General features: G+C 46.1%; 11 protein-coding genes, 1 tRNA gene and 1 pseudogene. All 13 read right to left on the bottom strand.

Features of this window, described 5'->3' with window-relative positions; translation table 11 throughout:
- Positions 1–4,672: pseudogene (locus tag ACI4WN_RS09315) on the bottom strand (hypothetical protein); the annotation flags it as partial.
- Positions 4,673–5,026: 354 nt separating this feature from the next.
- The gene (gtfB, locus tag ACI4WN_RS09310; protein WP_439777939.1) at positions 5,027–6,370 is read right to left on the bottom strand and encodes an accessory Sec system glycosylation chaperone GtfB; all 1,344 of its coding nucleotides are present in this window, start codon (positions 6,368–6,370) and stop codon (positions 5,027–5,029) included.
- Positions 6,363–7,871, bottom strand: a complete 1,509-nt coding sequence (gene gtfA / locus ACI4WN_RS09305) for an accessory Sec system glycosyltransferase GtfA (RefSeq protein ID WP_439777938.1) — start codon at positions 7,869–7,871, stop codon at positions 6,363–6,365. The genes gtfB and gtfA overlap by 8 nt, the downstream gene beginning before the upstream one ends.
- 9 nt (positions 7,872–7,880) lie before the next feature.
- The gene (locus tag ACI4WN_RS09300; protein WP_439777937.1) at positions 7,881–8,087 is read right to left on the bottom strand and encodes a hypothetical protein; all 207 of its coding nucleotides are present in this window, start codon (positions 8,085–8,087) and stop codon (positions 7,881–7,883) included.
- Positions 8,080–10,467: an accessory Sec system translocase SecA2 gene (gene secA2, locus ACI4WN_RS09295; RefSeq protein ID WP_439777936.1), complete on the bottom strand. Its 2,388-nt coding sequence runs from the start codon at positions 10,465–10,467 to the stop codon at positions 8,080–8,082. Before secA2 ends, ACI4WN_RS09300 begins: the two co-directional genes overlap by 8 nt.
- A 5-nt stretch (positions 10,468–10,472) precedes the next feature.
- Entirely contained in the window at positions 10,473–11,090 is a 618-nt protein-coding gene (gene asp3 / locus ACI4WN_RS09290; RefSeq protein WP_439777935.1) for an accessory Sec system protein Asp3, read from the bottom strand.
- 2 nt (positions 11,091–11,092) lie between these two features.
- A complete protein-coding gene (gene asp2, locus ACI4WN_RS09285; protein ID WP_439777934.1) occupies positions 11,093–12,646 on the bottom strand; it encodes an accessory Sec system protein Asp2 in 1,554 nt (517 codons plus the stop codon).
- Positions 12,646–14,211, bottom strand: a complete 1,566-nt coding sequence (gene asp1 / locus ACI4WN_RS09280; protein ID WP_439777933.1) for an accessory Sec system protein Asp1 — start codon at positions 14,209–14,211, stop codon at positions 12,646–12,648. The genes asp2 and asp1 overlap by 1 nt, the downstream gene beginning before the upstream one ends.
- A 21-nt stretch (positions 14,212–14,232) precedes the next feature.
- Positions 14,233–15,444, bottom strand: coding sequence for an accessory Sec system protein translocase subunit SecY2 (gene secY2 / locus ACI4WN_RS09275; RefSeq protein ID WP_439777932.1), 1,212 nt, complete (start codon positions 15,442–15,444; stop codon positions 14,233–14,235).
- 215 nt (positions 15,445–15,659) lie between these two features.
- A complete protein-coding gene (locus ACI4WN_RS09270) occupies positions 15,660–16,844 on the bottom strand; it encodes an aminotransferase class I/II-fold pyridoxal phosphate-dependent enzyme (RefSeq protein WP_439777931.1) in 1,185 nt (394 codons plus the stop codon).
- Between the two features lie 183 nt (positions 16,845–17,027).
- On the bottom strand, positions 17,028–18,332 hold the full coding sequence (gene lysA, locus ACI4WN_RS09265) for a diaminopimelate decarboxylase (RefSeq protein WP_439777930.1): 1,305 nt from the start codon (positions 18,330–18,332) through the stop codon (positions 17,028–17,030).
- Between the two features lie 146 nt (positions 18,333–18,478).
- Positions 18,479–18,550, bottom strand: a tRNA-Gln gene (locus ACI4WN_RS09260).
- 122 nt (positions 18,551–18,672) lie between these two features.
- Positions 18,673–19,419 (bottom strand): TFIIB-type zinc finger domain-containing protein, encoded by a 747-nt coding sequence (locus ACI4WN_RS09255; protein WP_439777929.1) that lies wholly within the window; start codon positions 19,417–19,419, stop codon positions 18,673–18,675.
- Positions 19,420–19,578 lie beyond the last annotated feature (159 nt).

The following is a 19,578-nucleotide window of genomic DNA, read 5'->3' as shown; positions in this document are numbered from 1 at the left end:
CGCTTTCCAGCGTGCTCGTTGAAGCGGACTCACTTTCCAACGTACTCGTTGAAGCACTTTCGCTTTCCAACGTACTCGTTGAAGCACTTTCGCTTTCCAACGTACTCGTTGAAGCCGATTCGCTCTCCAACGTACTCGTCGAAGCACTTTCACTCTCCAACGTGCTCGTTGAGGCACTTTCGCTTTCTAGAGTACTCGTTGAGGCCGATTCGCTCTCCAACGTACTCGTTGAAGCGGACTCACTTTCCAACGTGCTAGTTGAAGTACTTTCGCTTTCCAACGTGCTCGTTGAAGCACTTTCGCTTTCCAACGTGCTCGTTGAAGCTGATTCACTTTCTAACGTGCTCGTTGAAGCTGACTCGCTTTCTAACGTACTCGTTGAGGCTGACTCACTTTCCAACGTGCTCGTTGAGGCTGACTCGCTTGCGGATTCGCTCAATGCTTTACTTGTACTCTTACTTGCGGAGACAGATTTTGACTGACTGTCCCACTTAGAAAGAATAGAATCGGCATCCGATTTCGTAATCGTACTGTTTGAAATAGCCGTTGAAAGACTGTTTGATTCAATAGTACTAATCCGTTCGGAAACCTTCTCCGAGTCAGAAGCATATTCAGACTTGATTCTAGATTTTTCTTCACTGATAGAAATACTTTCTGAATTGTATTCAGACAAACTCTTAGAAGCACTTGCTGAAATGCTTTCTGATTTCTTCTTACTTAATGATTCTGATAGTCTCTTTGAAGTACTTGCAGATTCACTTAAGCTCTTACTCCGTGAAGCTGCTGATTTAGAAGCACTAGTACTCAATGATTGTGAAGTACTCTTAGATGCTGAAGTACTTGCACTAGCCGATTGAGAAACAGCCTCACTGGTTGACTTCGAAGCAGAGATTGAATCACTTACGCTCTTGCTCTTCGATTCTGACAAGCTAGTGCTAGTTGATTTTGAAGTGCTTTCTGCTTTAGATACTGCTTCAGATTCTTTGATAGATTCGCTTACACTATTTGAAACAGCAGTGCTCAGACTTGCGGAAACAGATTTTGACGCACTTTCTTGTTTCTTGCTATCTGATTCTGATGCGAGACTCTTTGAAATGCTGTCTGCTTCGCTAGCACTCTGTGAGTCAAAAATACTCTTACTTATTGATGCAGATTCACTAGCAATAATAGAATTGCTCTCGCTTACTGCCTTACTTGCACTTGCACTCTCAGACTCAGAAACGGATTCACTTGCTGATTGAGATGCAGACTTGCTGCTTGAAATTGAGGTAGATACTGAATCTCGCTTAGACTTGGATTCGCTTCTGGACAGAGATCTGCTTGCACTGTCAGACGCACTATTGAAAGCTGATTCTTCAGCTGACTTGGAGGCAGATTCGCTCTTCGATCTGGAATTTGCAGAGCTATCAGCAGTAGATTTTGATTTACTATCACTGTCGCTGTCTACAATACTCTTGCTTTCAGAAGCTGATTTACTCTTCTCAATTGACTCAGATTCACTTGCTGATTCTGAGACAGATTCAATGATAGATTGAGAAGTTACTTGACTGGCTGATTCACTGTAGGCGTTGCTGTTGTAGGAATCCTTAATAGCACCAGCCATAATGGCACCTAAGTTCTTCTGATTAGTGTTACTGCCTCTACCAGTTGCTCTTACATTCTTAGCAGTAGCACTTTCATCTGCTTGCACTTCAACAAGAACGTTGTTAACAACTGAAGCAAAATCCTTCAAATTGTTTGAAGGAATTTTGGTAGTAAAAGTAACTGTCACGCCCTGAGAAGTATCAATCTTATCAGTAGTTGAAAAAGCATCCCCGTAGTAACGCCCTTGATACTTTTTGTCATTTACCTGGCTGGAATTAACGGTAAAGCCAAGCACTGATTTATCAGTAAAAGTATCATTAACATTAATAATCGTATTATTAGTGCTGTTTGCATCATATGCCGCTACTACCGCACCAGAAGCATTGGAGTAAACAGTAATCGTGTCGGCTTTTTCAAGGCCAGACATACTATTGACAAAGAACCCGAAGTACGATGATCCGGTTGTCGACTTCGGCATGTAGGTAACTTCCCAGGTAATAATGCCGGTACTCAGGTTTAAATAGCCTTTCAAGTTAGACAAAGTTTGAGGAGCATAAAAACCGTTGCTCAGTGTAGTTACCTTCATGTCATAGATCAAAAAGCCCTTGCTTGCTGCAACTTGGCTAGCCAAGGTACTCATGGAGTCAGCAGTACTCAATGAGTAATTTTCAGCACGGTACTTGCTCGTACTCTGTGAAGCACTGACAGAAGCAGCGATAGAGGCGGACTTTTCAGCTGAAGCTGATGCTGATTGAGCAACACTAGTTGAAAGTGAAGCAGATTCGCTTGCTTCTTCCTTTGAAACAGACTCTGAAGCACTCTTAGAAAGAGACTCTTCTTCCGCTTCCGATTGACTAGCACTAGTAGATGCACTCTCACTTTGTGAGGCGAGTTGTGAGTCTTCCTTGCTTGCGGAAATTGATGCATCCCGGTCTTGCAGACTCAAGCTAGCTTCAGCATCTTTTGAGGCCAATTCACTTTCTGAACGAGAAACACTTTCTGATATGCGCTGTGATTCGGAAATACTTTCAGCTTCTTTTTGACTATCCGAAATTAATTTAGACGCAGACTGACTCATGGCAGCGCTTTGTGAAGCCGACTGGCTAGCAACTGTACTCTCACTTTCAGAAGCTAACTTAGACGTAGACTGACTTTCAGCAACGCTTTGTGAAGTTGACTGACTTGCAACAGTACTTTCACTTTCAGCAATTGACTTGGACGTTGATTTACTCTCTGAAGTATCTTTACTTACTGATTGAGAACTTGATTCATGTTCATATACAGAAGTAGATAAGCTTTCTTCGATTGAACTTGAATCAGCCGTTGATAAGGATTGACTATCCTTATTGTAGCTATCTGCGTCAAAAGTCGTAGTGACAGAAGCAGATTCATAATTGTGAGAAACTGTAGTAGTTACTTCACTGCTAGTTTCAGTATTGGTAGTTGTTGTCACAACAGCAACATATGAGTAGTATCCCCTGTCAAGAGTCCATCTTAGATAAGTTCGATTAGTATTCAGACTTAAGCTAAGCGTACCATCCTCACTAATCGTTGAATCATCGACAGAAATTTCGTCATAGTTTTCAACAGCACTTACCAAACTGTTAACGTCTTGAGTTGACAATTCGGAGGCAGTCGTCCGGTATACCTTAACCGTTGCATCCTTAGACAAACCTGAAATATTTACGCTTTGTGTTCCAGACGCAGTCCCTGCAGAATTGATTTCGATTACATATGTAGTCTTACCAGTTGCAGCATCATAGCTAACTGTAGTCTGACTAACATTGGTTCCATCTCCAGAGTAGCCGTCATAGTAATCATAGTCATAATTGCCAAAAACAGTTTCGGTATTAGTAGTTGAGCTCTTTTTTGAAACTTCGCCACTATTGCTGTTATTAAAGTAAGTCGTCGTAGACAAAGCTGCTGCCTGCGTCTTTGCAGCTTCTGCTTGAGCAACTGCCAAGTGGCTGTTGTATTCAACTACAGCAGCTGACGCACTGGCACTGGCTGATTCTGACAAACTAGCAGCTTCAGACTCACTAACTGAAACAGACTGATTTACAGAATCTTGCACGCTCTGACTTTCAGAAGCTGATGCTGAAAGCTCACTATCTGAATCAGAAACAGCATTTGACGCAGAAGTAGTCTGTGCAGTCGTATTTGCCGTATCAGCAGCCAACATCACGTTGAACCTTCTTAAGCTAGCCTTCAGCTTGCTGCTCTGACCACCAGTTGACTGCGAAGTTGAACTAGGAGCAGCTTCCTCGCTAGCAGACGCACTAGTGGCTGAGGTAGATTCAGTTTCTCCGCTAGCTGACTTACTATTGGAGTTGTCAAACTCGCTATCGCTACTCTTTTCAGATTCAGTGCCGCTCTTGCTGCCTTCTAAAACAGACTCACTGCTTGATTCAGCAGATTCGCTCTTGCTTTCAGAAGCCTTGCTCTCAGTTTGACTCTCTTCAGACCCAGTTTGGCTACTCGTTTCAGTCTTTTCTTCAGTAGCAGTTTCAGCCTTGCTCTCAGCATCAGTCGACTTTTCCGTCTTTGCTTTGCTTTCACTGCTAGACTGACTCAGACTAGTTGAAGTGCTCTTGCTGTCAGACGTGCTCTTACTAGTAGCTGTACTTGTGCTCAGACTGGTAGAAACACTTTGACTCTTTTCTACGCTTAAGCTAGTTGACTCACTCTTGCTGGCTGCTTCAGTATTAGACGCAGCTGACCCATAGGACTGAGACTGTGACGTGGTTGTGCTTTCAGTCAAGCTGTCAGATTGTGAAGCCTCATTTTGGTTTAGATCTGAGCTGGCTTCAACAGAGTTTAAGCTAGCAGTATCCTTGGTCGCATCAACTGCTGCTTCAACTTGAGAAGTCATCCCAAAAGCCTTGTTGTCAATGAGCGCGTTCGCTGCAGCAGCCCCGCCCGCAAAAGCGCCTAAAGCGGTGATCCCTTTTAAAGCTGCTCTTGTGTTTGCAGATACTGTATTTTCTTTATTAAGCTTGCGTTTTGAATTCTTCTCTTCTTGCTCAATTGCTGACTTGGCCTTTGGAGAGAACTTCATTCTTTTCTTCTTGTTCTTGGATTTTGACATGTTCATCCACTCCCAATATCGCGCTTTATTATTAAACAATTATATTTACATAATATCCAAAATAAGGATCATTTTGCTTTACTCATCTTTTCGATCCGATTATTTTTAAGCCTTTATTTAGATCATTCTTAAGTTTAGCTGTTACTCCGAAATCTCAGCAAATTCCGGAAATTGGTTACACTGACCCTTTTTACTTAAATTATAACACGTTCTTTATGTCTTTTAATAGCAAATGTTTACCAAGTTATTATATTAATTTTGTGTCTCCATATCGGGATAAATCTATATTTGCCAACTAAAAAAGTGAAGGCTTTTCCGCCTTCACTTTATGCTTTAATTATTGATAATTGATTATTAGTTAAAAAATCTGTCTAGCTCAGTTTGGTATTCTGAAACCGCTGCCGTTCCGGCTTGAGCCAGTTGCGCCTTTAAACTCGTGTCTAATGCCTCCGGCTTTGCCAAAACTTCTTTAATTTTGCCAATCAAACCGGTAAAGTCCTGAGCCGCAAAGATATTTTCCTGAGCTGTATATGGTCTAGCATGCGCAGTATCCTGGAAAGCCAGAATCAGTTGCTGATTTTCAAAAGCCTGCCGGCCCGCCTGCAGGATTTCGTTGGCATAGTTGATATCCAGGTATAGATCGTCTTCTGTAAGCAGTCTTTGCGCATCTTCATCCCTGACAACTGGGTAAAGAGCCACATTGCCGTAGTGGCCATAACCCATCAGCCGGCCGGACATCTCCGTAATGGCCGCAATGTCAAAGTGCACGTCTGGCAAGGCTTCCACAATTTGCTTGAGTCCTTCAATCTGATCCGAATTGGTAAAAATCAGTGCCCGCTTTCTATGCAGGTTTTCCCGTCTAAATGGATAGATGGTGCCTAGGTAGGAAACCTTGGCCTTTTCTGCCGCTGCCAGTTGCCCAGTAATCTTCTCATATTCCGCCCGATCCTGAATTACTACCCGGCTTTCTGGCAACTTGCCGTGCAAAAGATAAAGCATGTTGTCTGGAACATTGCCTTGGCTCTTTTCCTGCCAGAAAAGCATGTTGCGCTTTGGCTTATTTTTTAACTCGATCAAGGTAAAGAGGCAAGTACCAAGAGAATTAAAGATTACACCGTCTAAATTATAGCCGGCATGCTCTAGGTAATATGCAGTCAGCTGGTTGAGACTGGTAAAATTGTATATTCTGCCATTTGGGGCATTATAGGTGTAGTCACCAGTAAAGTGGTTTTGGATCAAGACTTCTTGCCCATTGTCGGCAAAATAGCTGGTCATGGCCTGATGGCCGGTCCGGTCACAGGTGGTAACTGCGTATTTCCAGCCCCACTGGTTGTAGTGGTCGATAATCCTTACCTTCCCCTGCTCATCCAGCCAGGAAACTTCACTTACTAGACGCTTGCGATCTTTTTTCCAATATTTGATCCGCCCTTTTTGCTGGCCATGATTGAGAATTTCGCCGTCTTGAGAATTAGCCTTGATTTCCCAGTATTCTGGCACATCGATTTCGTTAAAGTAGCGGGGACGCCCCTGAAACTTGGAACCAGCCGCATGTAAAAAGTACTTAAGCGGGGACTCCACCTCGCTTGGCAAAAAGCCATCATCTTCAATCACGACAGTTGGGTGCTGGTAGCCAGCTGCTTGCAGCGAGGTTTCTAAGTCCTGGCTTTTAGCCGTATATGCAAAAAAGAGATTAATCATGGCTGAGCTCCCTTTCTATCGCCTTTTTCCAAAGCTTGGCAACCTTCTTGCTCTTATACTTCTCTGCTATTTCATATGAAGCGTTAGTGAAACTTGGCAAATCCGAGTTAAACAGCTTGACGATCGCCTGCGCCATCTGGTCAACATGCTGGTTGACCGTTTCCAGATGGTCATATGGCAGCAGGTAGCCATTTTCTCCATCATGAATAAAGGTTGGGTTGCCGTAACGCACATCAAAGCCGACAATGGCTAGGCCTGATCCAACTGCTTCTAGAAGCGTTAAGCCAAAACCCTCACTGGTTGAGCAGGAAACATAGCCTTGGTAGTTTTGGTAGATCTCATCCATCTTCTGGTGGCCCATCAGATGGATATAGTCTTCTGCCTTGCATTCACCGATCACTGATCTTAAAGAAGCTTCTTCAGATCCTGACCCATAGATGTCCAGGGTCAAGTCTGGCAAGGACTTTTTAGCCTCGGCTACTGCCCGAATCGCCCAATCCAGGTGTTTTTCACTTGCTAGGCGAGATGCCGTAACCAAGCTGCACTTTTTTCGCTTGGCAAAAGGTACTTTATGTAATTTTTCCAAGCTGCCTACCGGAATAGCATAGACAACCGGCTTGCGGCCCTGGTACTTCAAAAACTGCTTTTCCATCAATTCTTTTTGCAAATCAGTAGCTGCGACATAGAAGTCGATTTGCTTGGAGTGCTGGAATTCGTACTCATAGTAGTTGTTCCACAAGATGGTGTCATCATTGGTTTCAGCTTCGCTGAAGTGGTCAGCGTGCACAATGGTCCCCACCTTAGCCTTGCCGCGGTTTTCCAGGATTTCCTGCCCCTGGTCCTCTGCCCGGTCAATCAAGATGATGTCCTTTTTGCCAAAATTGAGCTCTCTCAGCATCTTCATCAGCAGCTCATGCTTAGAGTACAAAATCTCGTTTTTAAACTTAAAGAGGGACTCGCCATCGCCATCAATGATCTGGTCGTAGACCGTGCTGCCGTCTTCATTGTAAAAGCGGCGCTGGTAGAGCTTGGCCCGGTTATCCTTTGGTGCGTAAAATTCCGTACAATAGCGGCCATAGCTGAAGTAGTCCTTCCGCACTAAATTTGCCCCAGAAACATATTCAACCCGCTCCACGATGTCAGAGTCATTGCTCTTTAAATAAGCCGTTGCCCAGAAATTATTGTCAAAAACGTAGCGAACCGACTTGGTTTGCATTTTCTTTTCAACGATTTTTGGCAGATGCTTCTCAAGCCTTTTCAAGGTATAAGTGCCTGGCTTGATCTTAAAATCAGTGAAAAAGGTATAAAGCCAAATGACCTCATTATCTTGAAAGTGCATGTTTTCGGTCAAATGGGCAATGTTTTCATAGCCGATCCAGTCAGTAAAAATAAACTTGGCTTTGATGCCAAGATCGCGGAAAACCTGGCCCCGGTAGCCCTGGGCATATTCCACGCCGCTAGAAGCCCAGCCAATCCCCTTATTGATACTGTATACTGTCATGATAACTTCCTACATCATCCTAAAAATTGCCAGCAAGGCACTAATAATGACCACCGCTGAGATAATCATGCCAAAGAGACGGTAACCGGTAAGTTTGGGCTTTTCCGGCTTGGCCACATGGTTGCGGGCATCTTTAAGCTGGGCATTCATGTGAGCCGTCAGCAGGTCTCGGTCTTGTTTTCCATTTGGCTTGTTTTGCTTATCTTCATTAGACATAGTAAACATCCTTCTCACCATTTCTATCAATTGAAATGCTGCTCATCAAAACGTTGCGGATGGTCAGGCGGCGAATCTCCTTACACATCTTTTGGTAGGACTCTAAAGCCGCCTGGTGGTATTCATTCATGGGGTCTCTTTGCGCCGCCGTCCGCATAGTAACCATCTGCCGCAGCTGCTGCAGATTATCAACCTGCTTGATCCAGCAAGTATCAATCGCCTTTAAAGCTGCTAAGCTGTAGAAGCGTTTTTTCTCTACTTCGTCGGCAAACCAGACTTCTTTTTTCTGCATCTCATCGTCTGCGATCTGCATCAGCAGCTTCATGACCGCACGGGAATCATTTGGATCCAGCTCTGCCAAGTCACTGTTAAAGCTGTATGACAGGTTGTCCAAAATAAAGCGGCTGATTTCTTTTCTAGTCAAATCACGGTGACTTTTCAGAAAATCTGTAAAAAATCCCTTGAGCCAGCCCCGCAAGTCATAATTGACCCCATCAGAAAAAATGATCTGATCCCGGGTATTATAAACCTGCTCGCGCTGGATCTCGTCACTAGCCCCCATGGACAATTGCTGCTTGCGGGTGTCGTAGCCTTCTTCATCGCTTTTGATCTGCGAAGACCGCATGGCTTCTCTGATCCGCCAGCTCTTTAGTTCGTGAGGACTGGTCAAATCTAAATCTTCAGAATGGTACTTCTTCCGGTACTTGTCCAGCCATAATGGGCCGTGCTTGATCACCACGTCGTCTTCTAGAGAAACAAAGAATTCGCTGCTGCCCGGGTCGCCTTGCCGGCCCGCCCGGCCTCTTAACTGGTCGTCAATCCGCTGGCTGGACATCTTGGCAATGCCCAAAACGGCTAAACCGCCAAGTTCAGCAACGCCGGGCCCTAGCTTGATGTCGGTCCCCCGGCCGGCCATGGTGGTGGCTACGGTTACTGCCCCCACCTGGCCGCCTTCTTTGACAATTGTGGCTTCTTTAGCGGCGTTTTTAGCATTTAAAACATTATGAGGAATCTGTTCTCTTAGCAAAAGCTCTGAATAAATTTCAGAAACTGTGATGGACTCGGTAATGATTAGGACTGGCCGGCCGATCGCGTGGAGTCTTTTGACTTCTTCTAAGCTTGCCAAAAGCTTGCTTGGCAGGTCAGGATAGATCCGGTCTGGCAGGTCCTTTCTAATGACCGGCCGGTTGGTCGGAATCCGGACCACCTTGGTTCCATAGATCTTGAAAAACTCGTCTTTAGCTGAATAGCCAGTCCCGGTCATCCCTGACAGTTTGTTAAACATTCTAAACAAGCTTTGGTAGGTAATAGAAGCCATGGCCTGCTGGTCGTCTGAAAGCTTCAGCTGCTCCTTCATTTCGATGGCTTGGTGCTGGCCGGCCTGCAGCTTCATCCCCTGCAAGATTCGGCCATTTTCCTTGTCCAAGAGGTCGACTTCTCCGCTTGGCGCTACTACATAGGAATCTTCTTTTTCAAACAGGTAGTGGGCCTTGAGGGCCAAGTTGATTGAGCGAACCAATTCAGTATGCTGGCCATCAAAGAGGTTGTCTAAGCTAAAAAAGTCTTCCGCCTTTTTCACGCCGGCTTCGGTCAACCAAACATTGTTGTGCTCTTCATTAAATTCGTAGTCATCTTCGGTTAAAAAGTAGATGAATTCATCCGCTACGCCAATGTAGTTAGACTTGACCTTGGGCAAACCGGCAATCACAAGCGGCGTAACCGCCATGTCCAAAAGAACCGAGTCAGCTTCATCGACGATGCAGTAGTTAAAGGGCCGCATGTACTTTTCGCTTTTTTCCTGGGCCATGTTGTCGATCAGGTAGTCAAAACCTAAGGCACCACTAGTGGAATAAACGATGTCAGAATTGTAGATCTTCTGCTTTTGCTTAACGGACAGCTTTTCATCATCTAAACTGAAACCTGTCGCGTAAGTTAAGCCCAGCCAGTTATAGACCTGAGACATTTCCTCGCCGTCCCGGCTGGCTAGGTACTCATTGGTCGTAACCAAGATGGCCCCCTTGCCCGGCAGGGCATTGAGGTAAAGAGCCATGGTGGCAACCAGGGTCTTGCCTTCACCCGTCTTCAGCTCAACGATATTGCCATAGTTCAGGCCGATCGCCCCCATCACCTGGTTGTCGTGGGGAAACATGCCTAAAACCCGCATGTCGGCTTCTCTAGCCACGGCATAGGCTTCTGGCAAGAGGTGGTCGAGGCTTTCGCCTTTTTCAATCCGCTGTTTAAATTCTTCTGTCTTGCCCTTTAGCTGGTCATCAGACAGCTTGCGCATGGCCGGAGCCAACTTATTGACTTTTTTCAAAATGCGGCGAATCTTGAGCAAGTCCCAATAGTCGCCCGACAAAAAATTGTTGTTTTTTGCCATTAAAGTCACTCCCTTCTGCGCAAGTAGCGGTCAACGACCTGCGCCGTCAGCCATCTTCTTCTCTCATTTTCAGCATGCAGCTTTTCAAAGTCAAGCTTAGTTACATCTTCGCCGTCAACCACTTCAGCTACATCGATCCGGTGAAAGACCAGCTGGTGGCAGCCCGCCCCAACCAGTTCAACCGTATAGTAGTTGGCTTCTTTCGGAAATTCAAAAATCCCTTCCTGGCCCCGGATAATCTGCAGCTTAACCCGCTGATCTTCCCGGTTATAGGCAATTAGCCGCAGGTAAAAGCCGTCTGGCTGGTCAGCCTCGGCCAGGACCCTGAAAAAGTAGGTATGCCCATTGATCAGCAAAGGCAATGATGGAATCGCGTGAGCCGTGGCGTAGCTATATACCATGTCCCACTTGTAAATGACTGAACCCGCTGGCAAAGCACCGTTATAAAAGAAGATATCGTCTCTGGCCCGGCGGATGATCCGGCTGCCATACATGTAGGCGTGGCCAGTCGCCATCACGGTTGAGCCCACGTAGGCAAAGCCGCTTTTGAACTTAGATTGGTTTTCACCAGAAATCCCCCGCCAAAAAGGACTGCAATTTTCATTCCAATAAATACTCTGCATGTCTATCGCCCAAATTCATTTTTTAAGATTGCCGCATATTCGGTTCTAAACCACTTAACCAAGGGAGCAGTCGCGTCGTTGTGGTGACCCGGGAAGCCCTTGGCAATGACCCGGCCGCCCTTTTTGTTGGCATTAAAGCTCCGCAAGAGGTCTTGATAGGCGGTTGGATCATAGTCATCATCAATCATATAGGCAATGGCCAAAATGGTTTTCGAAAAATCAGCCTTTTGAAAGCCAGACCAAAAGAGGTCGTTTAAGGCCTCGGCCCGGCTGTTGAAGTTGTCCCGCCAATTAGTCAAAGGCGAGGTTGCATTTAACACGTCCAAGGCTGTCGGAAAAATCCCAAAGCGGTAATCCCGCTCCATCTTGGCCACGTTGCCGATGCTGGCCAGGGGCTTACCAACCACGATGGCTCCAGGCTCAAGCTTTGAGCCGTAGTATAGCGCACCATAAGTCCCCATGGATAGGCCGGACATGGTCAACTGGTGGTGGTCAAAGCCCAGCCAGTTGAGCTTTTCATAGATTTTTTCAGTTACCTTCTCCTCGAGTTCCTGGCTGCCCATGTAGAACTGCCCACCTTCTAGGCGCGGATCCCCAATCAAGAGAAATGGCGCCTTCATTGAACGCATCATGTAAAAGCCTTCAAAGCCTTCAGCAGTCCGGTAGCCGGAAAAGTAGACGTTTAGCGGCGGCTTCATGTCGCCTGGGTTAAAGTAAGCGATCAGATTTTCCCGGTTGTGGTCTACAAGGTCCTCCCCGCCGGCGATAAAGGCACCCATGCCCCGTCTAGACCAGCGGTAGTGTAAGTCGCCAACCATGATATTGCCTTCGCCCTTGATTTCCAAAGAAACGTTCAAGATCGAGCCCGGGTTGGTCCCTTCAAAGAGCAGCCACTTTTTCATGTCTTTTTCGCTAAACAGAATCCGCCGCCGGACATTATCCGCGATCCCGGGGTTATTTTCGTAAACCGCCAAGCGGATATTAACGCTGCGGTCTTTGACAAAAGTCGGCCACATCTCGATGATTCGAAATTTATCACAGTAGATCCCCCACCGCCAGGTCACAACCGGCCAATAGTCATCACCAAAATTACCGCTTAAGCGGACGCCTTTGAAGCCGTTAAATTCGGTTCTCCCCTTAAACAAGGGGTTGATCTCAATTGCTGAAACGTCCAGCTTGCTCCCGGTCTGCCCGCCAAACAAGCGGCTAGCCACCCAGTCAAAGGCCTGGTTGTTGCTTTCAAAATGAACATAGCGGACTTGCTTCAATTTAAACAGGCGTTCTACCGCAGGCGTTTTCTCTTCTTCTTCCAGGTCATCGTCAACGACGATGGTGTAAGCGTCGAGATTTTTAGTCAAGGCTGGACAATCTTCATCCACTGGCAAGTCAGTCAGCCAGGCTCCTTGAAAGCCGCGAAAGCCCAGCTTCTTGTCTGCCTTTAGCTCTTTAACCAGGTCGTCCAACTCGCCGTAACCAGCCGCAAACCACTTGGCTGATTCCATATCCGGCAAGGGTGGCAGGTATTCTTTAATTCCGTAAAGCAAAAAGTAGTCCATTACTTGCCTCCTACCGCATTTGCCAGTTCGCTGACGATCTTGTCAGCCGTATAGGCACTGATCTTGTTGACCGAATACATCTTGGCCCGGTTCCAGTTGCTTAGGCCGCTTAAATAGTAGCGCAAGGCACCCGCCAGGTCATCAATGGAACCAATCCGGAGACCATTTTTCCCATCATCGACATAGTCAGACTTTACCAGATTGATTTGCGGGATACCGGTACTGATCCCCACCACCTGAAGGAAAATTTCGGGGCGCTTTGAAAGATCAACGATTAACCGCATCGGCTTCAAGATTTTGATCAATTCGTTGTCAGAATGAATAGTCACGTAGTTAATCCGTCTAACCCGGTTTTCTTCCTCGTCCTCATTTTCTGCCTCAGCTTCTTTAGGCAAAGACTGGTCAGAGCGCAAAAAGTAGTACTGGTACTTGGTCTCTCTTTGGGCCAGCTCCTCTTTAACTAGCCGGTCCAGGATGCCAAACTGGTCAAAGCCGGCGTAGTCGGCAAAATTCAGCTCAACCAGCTTATTTTCTTCCATCACGTCAAACACCTGCTTTAAAGCTAGACGGATGACTTCCTCTGGCAAGCCCCCCACCATGAACATGACTTTCAAGAGCTTTTCCCGGTCGCTTTCGCCCATAGTTAAGTTAGTGTCAAGGGGCGGCAGCTGCACCACGTGCTCAACCCCGTTCTCTTTCATCAAGTTGACCGTATAGTCAGAATCGGCGATAACCATGCTGGCCATCTTAGCCGTTTCAAAAACATGGGGGTCATCGAAGTTGGTCCGGTGACCGTAGTAAGAGATCGCTGTCTTATAGCCCTTTAATTTTTCCAGCAAAAATTGGTCGTGCCGGCGACTGGCTGCAATGATAAAGGCATCATCTGGCTGGAGATTCTTGGCAAAATACTTGTCGAGGTATTCGCTGATCATTTCGGTGATGGAGTCGTAGTGATTTTTGGCAAAACGTTCCTGGGCATTTGGAAAAATGGTGACCGAATCATCCTTGTTGTTGCGAAAGACTTCTTCACCTTCTGGGTTTAAAAAGACCCGGCTTTCAAAGCGGCCTTCAGCGTCATAATTCAGGATGCTTGACAAGAAGCCCCGCCAGTCAAAGAACATGGTGCGGTACTTGTAGCCTTCATGGACGAACTCGATCTGGATCAAGTTCCCGGTAATCCCCATCCGGATGCGGGCATAGAGCTCATCGCCCCGGTAAACCAGGATGTTAAAAGAATTGTAGACGAAGGTGCAGTCCTTAGGCCAGTTGAAGTCCAAGTAATTAACATTGCGGATCACCTGATCGTTAGGAATCCCTTGCAAGTAGTCAAAAATATTGTCGCTTTCGGCATCCAAGATGTTGTGGCGAAACAGAAAGTTGCCGATGCTGGGCAAATAGCCCAGAGTCAAAATTTTGACCGGCTCGCCTTCATCCTTAAACATGCGAATCTGGTTGATCGAATCGTCAAAGTCAAAATGAATAAGGCCGCCGTTTAAAAACCAGATCTGGCCATAGGACAGCCAGGTCCGGTTGCGTCTATACCAAGAAGGAACAAAATAATACATTCTCTGCCCTCCATCCAAAAATTACAGCAAGTTTTGATATTGGTCCCGGATCAGCAAAACTGCGATTTGGTCAGCAATGCTGGAGCCAAAGCCGGCTAGGATGATCACGTAGTTGGGAATCATGGCCAGCGTCGCCAGAGTCGTCGAGATCAAGGTCAAGCCCATGGGCAAGCCAACTAAAACGACAAAATAGATCGAACTGACAAAGGAAAAAACATTCACGATATGCTTTAAATAGTTTTCCGTCTCTGTCCCTGGCCGGCAGCCTGGAACGTAGTCGCCCGACTTCTGCATATTGTCTGCCTGCTCAATCGGGTCAATCGAGATAAAGCTGAAGCCATAAGTAAGGCCCACAATAATCAGGCAGTAGATCAATACGCCGATTGGTCTAGAAAAGTCGAACCAGCCGCCAAAGGCTTTGAAAAACTGCCACTTAGACAAATTATAGAAAAAGCGGCAGATGTAGCGCGGCAGGGTAAACATGGTCGTGGCAAACATGGCCGGCATGGAGCCTGCTGGCAATAGGCGGATTGGCAAGTAGGATTCACTGCCAAACTCCGCACTGAGTAGCGGCTTGATCACCTTGACCCGGCGCTCAGCCTTATTCAAGGTCACCGTCAGCATCCCCAAAACAATAATGGTCACCAAAACGATTCCTCGAACGATATTTGCCCCCATTTCTGACAATCCCGGCACAAAGCCGCCGATAAAAGACTTAATAATTGTAAAAAACATGTTGGCCATCAGGATCAAGGTGATCCCGCCAAGGCCATTTCGATCATTCTCCACGCTCAGCCAGATCAGCAAAAAGGTCCCCGTTGTCAAAAACAGGGTTACTAGCAGGCGGGTAAAAGCCGTATGGCTGGTCAATTGAAACTCGTCAACCATAACGGCGGCCTGCATCAAGGTGAGCAGCAAGGTAATCGCCTTTTGAAAGAAGTTCATCTTCTTTTCCGTCATCTTGGACAAAAAAGGCAACTTGAGCTGGCCCAGCATGCCGATGATGATCATGGCCGACATCCAGGGACTGATCCCCAGGGAAAAGAGGCTGGCATAACTGGCATCCCCGCCCGTCGCAACCAGCAAGGCATTAACCTGACCAGTCTGCGTCTGGGCAAAGGGCAGCGGGATATGCTTGCCAAAAATAAAGATGCCCAAGTAGAGCAGCGACCACCAGGCCTTGGTTAAAATGGTCCGTCTGCCCATGCTTTTTAAAGAGATTCTTTTATTCATAAAAAATAATCACTACATTTCAGATTGTATTTAACTAGTTAAGTTATGCGTCGCAGAATCTGATAATTCTTCTTAAATAAATGATAACATAGGCGCTAGCTTTGTGGGGATCTCGAGTAAACAGTTTCAAAAAATAAAGCAAGACCATGATCAAAGTCATGCTCTTGCTTATAATAATATTATATATTTGTCAACAAATTATAAAGGAACAGTTCTTAGCCTTCCTTGACAAACTTGGTGATTCGCTTCAAGGCTTCGTGCAAGTGTTCATCACTTGAGGCGTAAGACATGCGGACATAGCTCTTGCCGCCTTGGCCAAAGAAGGAACCTGGGGTAACCCCAACGCGGGCTTTTTCAGCCAGGGCCTTGGCAAAGGAAACGTCGTCGCCGTTATACTTTTCAGGAATCTTGGCAAAAATGTAGAAGGCCCCTCTTGGCAAGGCCATGTCAAAGCCTAATTCCTTCAAGCCCTTTTCCATGAACATCACCCGGCGCTGGTAGATTTCCTTGAATTCCTTTGGGTCATCCAGACCGTTTTCCAAGGCTTCAATGCCGGCTGCTTGCACGTTGTTGGTAACCGAGGTAATAGTAAAATCGTTCAGTTTTGCAACGTTCTTCATGATTTCAGCTGGCCCGCAGATAAAGCCTAAACGCCAGCCAGTCATGGCGTGAGACTTGGACAAGCCAGAAATGTACAAGGTTCTTTCTGGGATGTAGGTAGCAACTGAGTAGTGCTTGGCATCGCCATAGATCAGCTCAGCGTAGATTTCATCGCTTAAAGCATACAAATGGTGCTTCTTAATCACTTCAGCCAAGCCTTCGATTACTTCTTTAGGGTAAGTTACGCCAGTAGGGTTGCTTGGGTCGTTCAGCATTACAGCCTTCACGCCCTTGCCTTCTCTTTCAATTACTTCTTCCAGCTTTTCTGGAGTCAGGACAAAGCCATCTGCAGAAGTATCAACTTCAACTGGAGTTGCCCCAGTCAAGGAAACTTCTTGCATGTACATGGACCAGACAGGAGTTGGAATGATCACCTTGTCACCGGTATTCAAGAGTGCACCCAAGGTAATGTTTAACGCTTCAGTTGCCCCAACCGTAACGGTAATTTCCGTTTCTGGGTCGTATTCCACGCCATCCAGCTTCTTAACGTACTTGCTGATGGCTTGACGGAGCTCTGGCATCCCTGATTGAGGCGCGTAGTGGGTGTCGTTGGCCTCAATATCTTTGATAGCTGCTTGCTTCACATGTTCTGGGGTATCCAAATCTGGTTCACCCAAAGTCAGCTTAATGATCCCATCATATTGGGAAACGTAGCGGTCAAACAAGCGGATGTCTGATGGCATTAAGGCATCAAGCTTGTGGTTCACAATGCCTTCCAAGTCCTGTGCTAATTTTGGCATAAAAAATTCTCTCCTTGAATCGAAAAGTAAATAGCTTAACAATTACCTTCATTTTACCATAGTTTGTTAGTAATTACTTGCAAAAGGAATCGAATTTTTAAGCTAAAAAATCCGATAAAGTTGCTTTTGCAAAATTCAGGCTAGATTATACTTAATTTATTTAAGTTTATCCCAGCCTATTCTTTAATATTTTAAGTCATTAGCAATCAAATCGTCATAGCTTTCCCGCTTAATCACCAGCTTATCTTCCCCATCTTCGGCAAAAACCACGGCTGGACGGGGATTGCGGTTGTAGTTTGACGCCATGGCGTAGCCGTAGGCACCGGTGCTTAATAATGCAACTACGTCTCCAGGTTCGGTTTTTGGCAAAGGACAATCCTTAATCAAGATATCGCCGCTTTCGCAGTACTTGCCCACCAGGTTGACCTTTTCTTCTGGCTCAGCCAGGGGCTTGTCCGCTAAAACGGCAGAATACTCAGCTTGGTAAAGAGCAGGCCGGATATTGTCACCCATCCCGCCGTCAACAGCTACATAGCTGGTGTAGCCTGGCAGGTCCTTTCTAGAGCCAATCGTATAAAGGCTGTAGCCTGCTGGCCCGACAATTGCCCGGCCCGGCTCAATCCAGATTTGCGGCACCATCATTTCATGCTGGCTGCAATAAGTCTTGATCCCCTTGACAATGGCACGTACAAATTCTTCAGCTGGCAAGGGAGTATCTGCTTCAGTATAGGAAATCCCAAAACCGCCCCCAACATTCAATACTTGGCACTGGTAGCCATATTTTTCCAGCCAGTGACTGCTGAGTTCACAGAGCTTTTGTCCGCAACCCTCAAAGCCGCGCACGTCAAAAATCTGAGAGCCAATGTGGGCATGAACGCCAATCATTTCAAAGGCAGGGTTAGCTAACACTTTTTCTAACGCTTGGTCAGCCTGACCACTGCCCAGGTCAAAGCCAAACTTAGAGTCTACTTGCCCGGTTTGGATGTATTCGTTGGTGTGGGCGCTGATTCCTGGCGTTACCCGCAGCATTACCTTAATCTTTTCCTTTTTCTCTTGCAAAATTTGGCTCAGGAGGTCAATTTCATGGAAGTTGTCCAGCATGATCACGCCAACGTGATTGTCAACTGCCATTTCCAGTTCACTGCGGGTCTTGTTGTTGCCATGAAAGCTGACCTTGTCCATGGGAAAGCCAGCTTTGATCGCCGTATACAATTCACCACCTGAAACCACGTCAGTGTGGGCACCTTCTTCAGCCATGACCTGGTAGATGGCTAGGCAGGAAAAAGCCTTTGACGCATAACTGACCTCATAGTCAACGCCTTCTTCTTCAAAAACCCGCTTAAAGGCTCGGACAGCTTGACGGATCTTAGTTACGTCAAAGACTTGCAAGGGCGTTTGGTATTTTTGGGCTAAAAATTCCGCATCAACGCCGCCGATTTGCAAGTGGCCAGCATCATTTACATCTCTTGTGTTGATCAATTTATTCACTTGGGCAACCTCATTTTTTTATCATCTTTTAATCATTACTTTCAGTTTAGAGATTAGGACCAATTTGGTCAAGCAAAAAAGCAGAAAAAGACCAATAAAGCAGAAAACAAAAGAGGACATGCCTACTTGCATGTCCTCTTTCCCAATTGCGTTAGCTGGATTCGAACCAGCGCATGACGGTACCAAAAACCGTTGCCTTACCACTTGGCTATAACGCAATCTTAATGTCAATCAAGGGACGGCTCCTTGCATCCCCCAACCAAATACTAGTCTACTTAACTTTTTAACTTTTGGCAAGCCTTTTTTACAAAAAAATAGGAATTTCCCGGAAAAAGTTTACTTAATTAACTTCTGCAGCTTCCTTTTGGTCTTCTTTTAATTTGGCAAAGTACTTTCTTTCTTCATTCACGTCACCGATGGCGATGGTTCCACGCTTTTGGTTGATGCTGAGATCATCTAAAATAGCATCAACCAATTCCCAAAAGTAGCTGCTGGCCTTGGACAAATCGCCGGCCGTTTCGGCACATAAGTGGGCGGCTTGGTCCATCATTAGCCAAGCTGCGCCGGCCCCTTCTTGCATTTTCTGGTGTTCTTTTTTCAAGGTTTGCATAGAAGTCGATTCTAGGCGGGCTGCCTTAGACTGAAACTTTTCTTCATACATTTCTTCCACCGTGAGGCCAAATACAATGATTTCCCCCAGCATTTGACTAGCCTGCTTAAAATAGTGGTCCGGATCTTTGGTCCAAAGATTTTCCAAACTGTGCTGGAAGCTGGTCAAGGCAGCTGAGCGGCAATCCTTGCTTAAGGGCTCTAGGTGCGCTTCACACAGCTTTTCATAAAAGTCAGCGCGAATATCGCCTCTTTCGCTTAGGCGCTGGTAAAATTGCCTAGCCGCTTCATATTCTCTGGCCCGAAAAAGGTCCTTAGCGCGCTTGAAAAGCTGCTGGTTCCGCTCAATTGGAGAATCCGTAATCTGGGACTGGAGCTCAGGGAGAGAATATTCAACCCCGCAGTCTTGGCAGACAAAGCGACCTGCTTCTTTGACCAGCCGCTGGCTGCCGCATACTTCACATTCAATCTTCTTCATTGTTTCACCTCATTGTTCATTTCACGTTTTATTTTTCCAAACTTAATCCTAAAATAATGTAAGCGCTTAGTTACTTGCAATTATAACAAATTCTCCCCAATTGTTAAGTTAAAAAGCACAAAAGCTGGGAAATCCTAAAAAAGAAAAGGACTAAGTCCC

Origin of the sequence: Lactobacillus sp. (assembly GCF_051893255.1) — a bacterium.
Lineage (GTDB): Bacteria > Bacillota > Bacilli > Lactobacillales > Lactobacillaceae > Lactobacillus.
The sequence above is the reverse complement of the archived record's forward strand: the minus strand, read 5'-3'. Positions and strand labels throughout refer to the sequence as shown.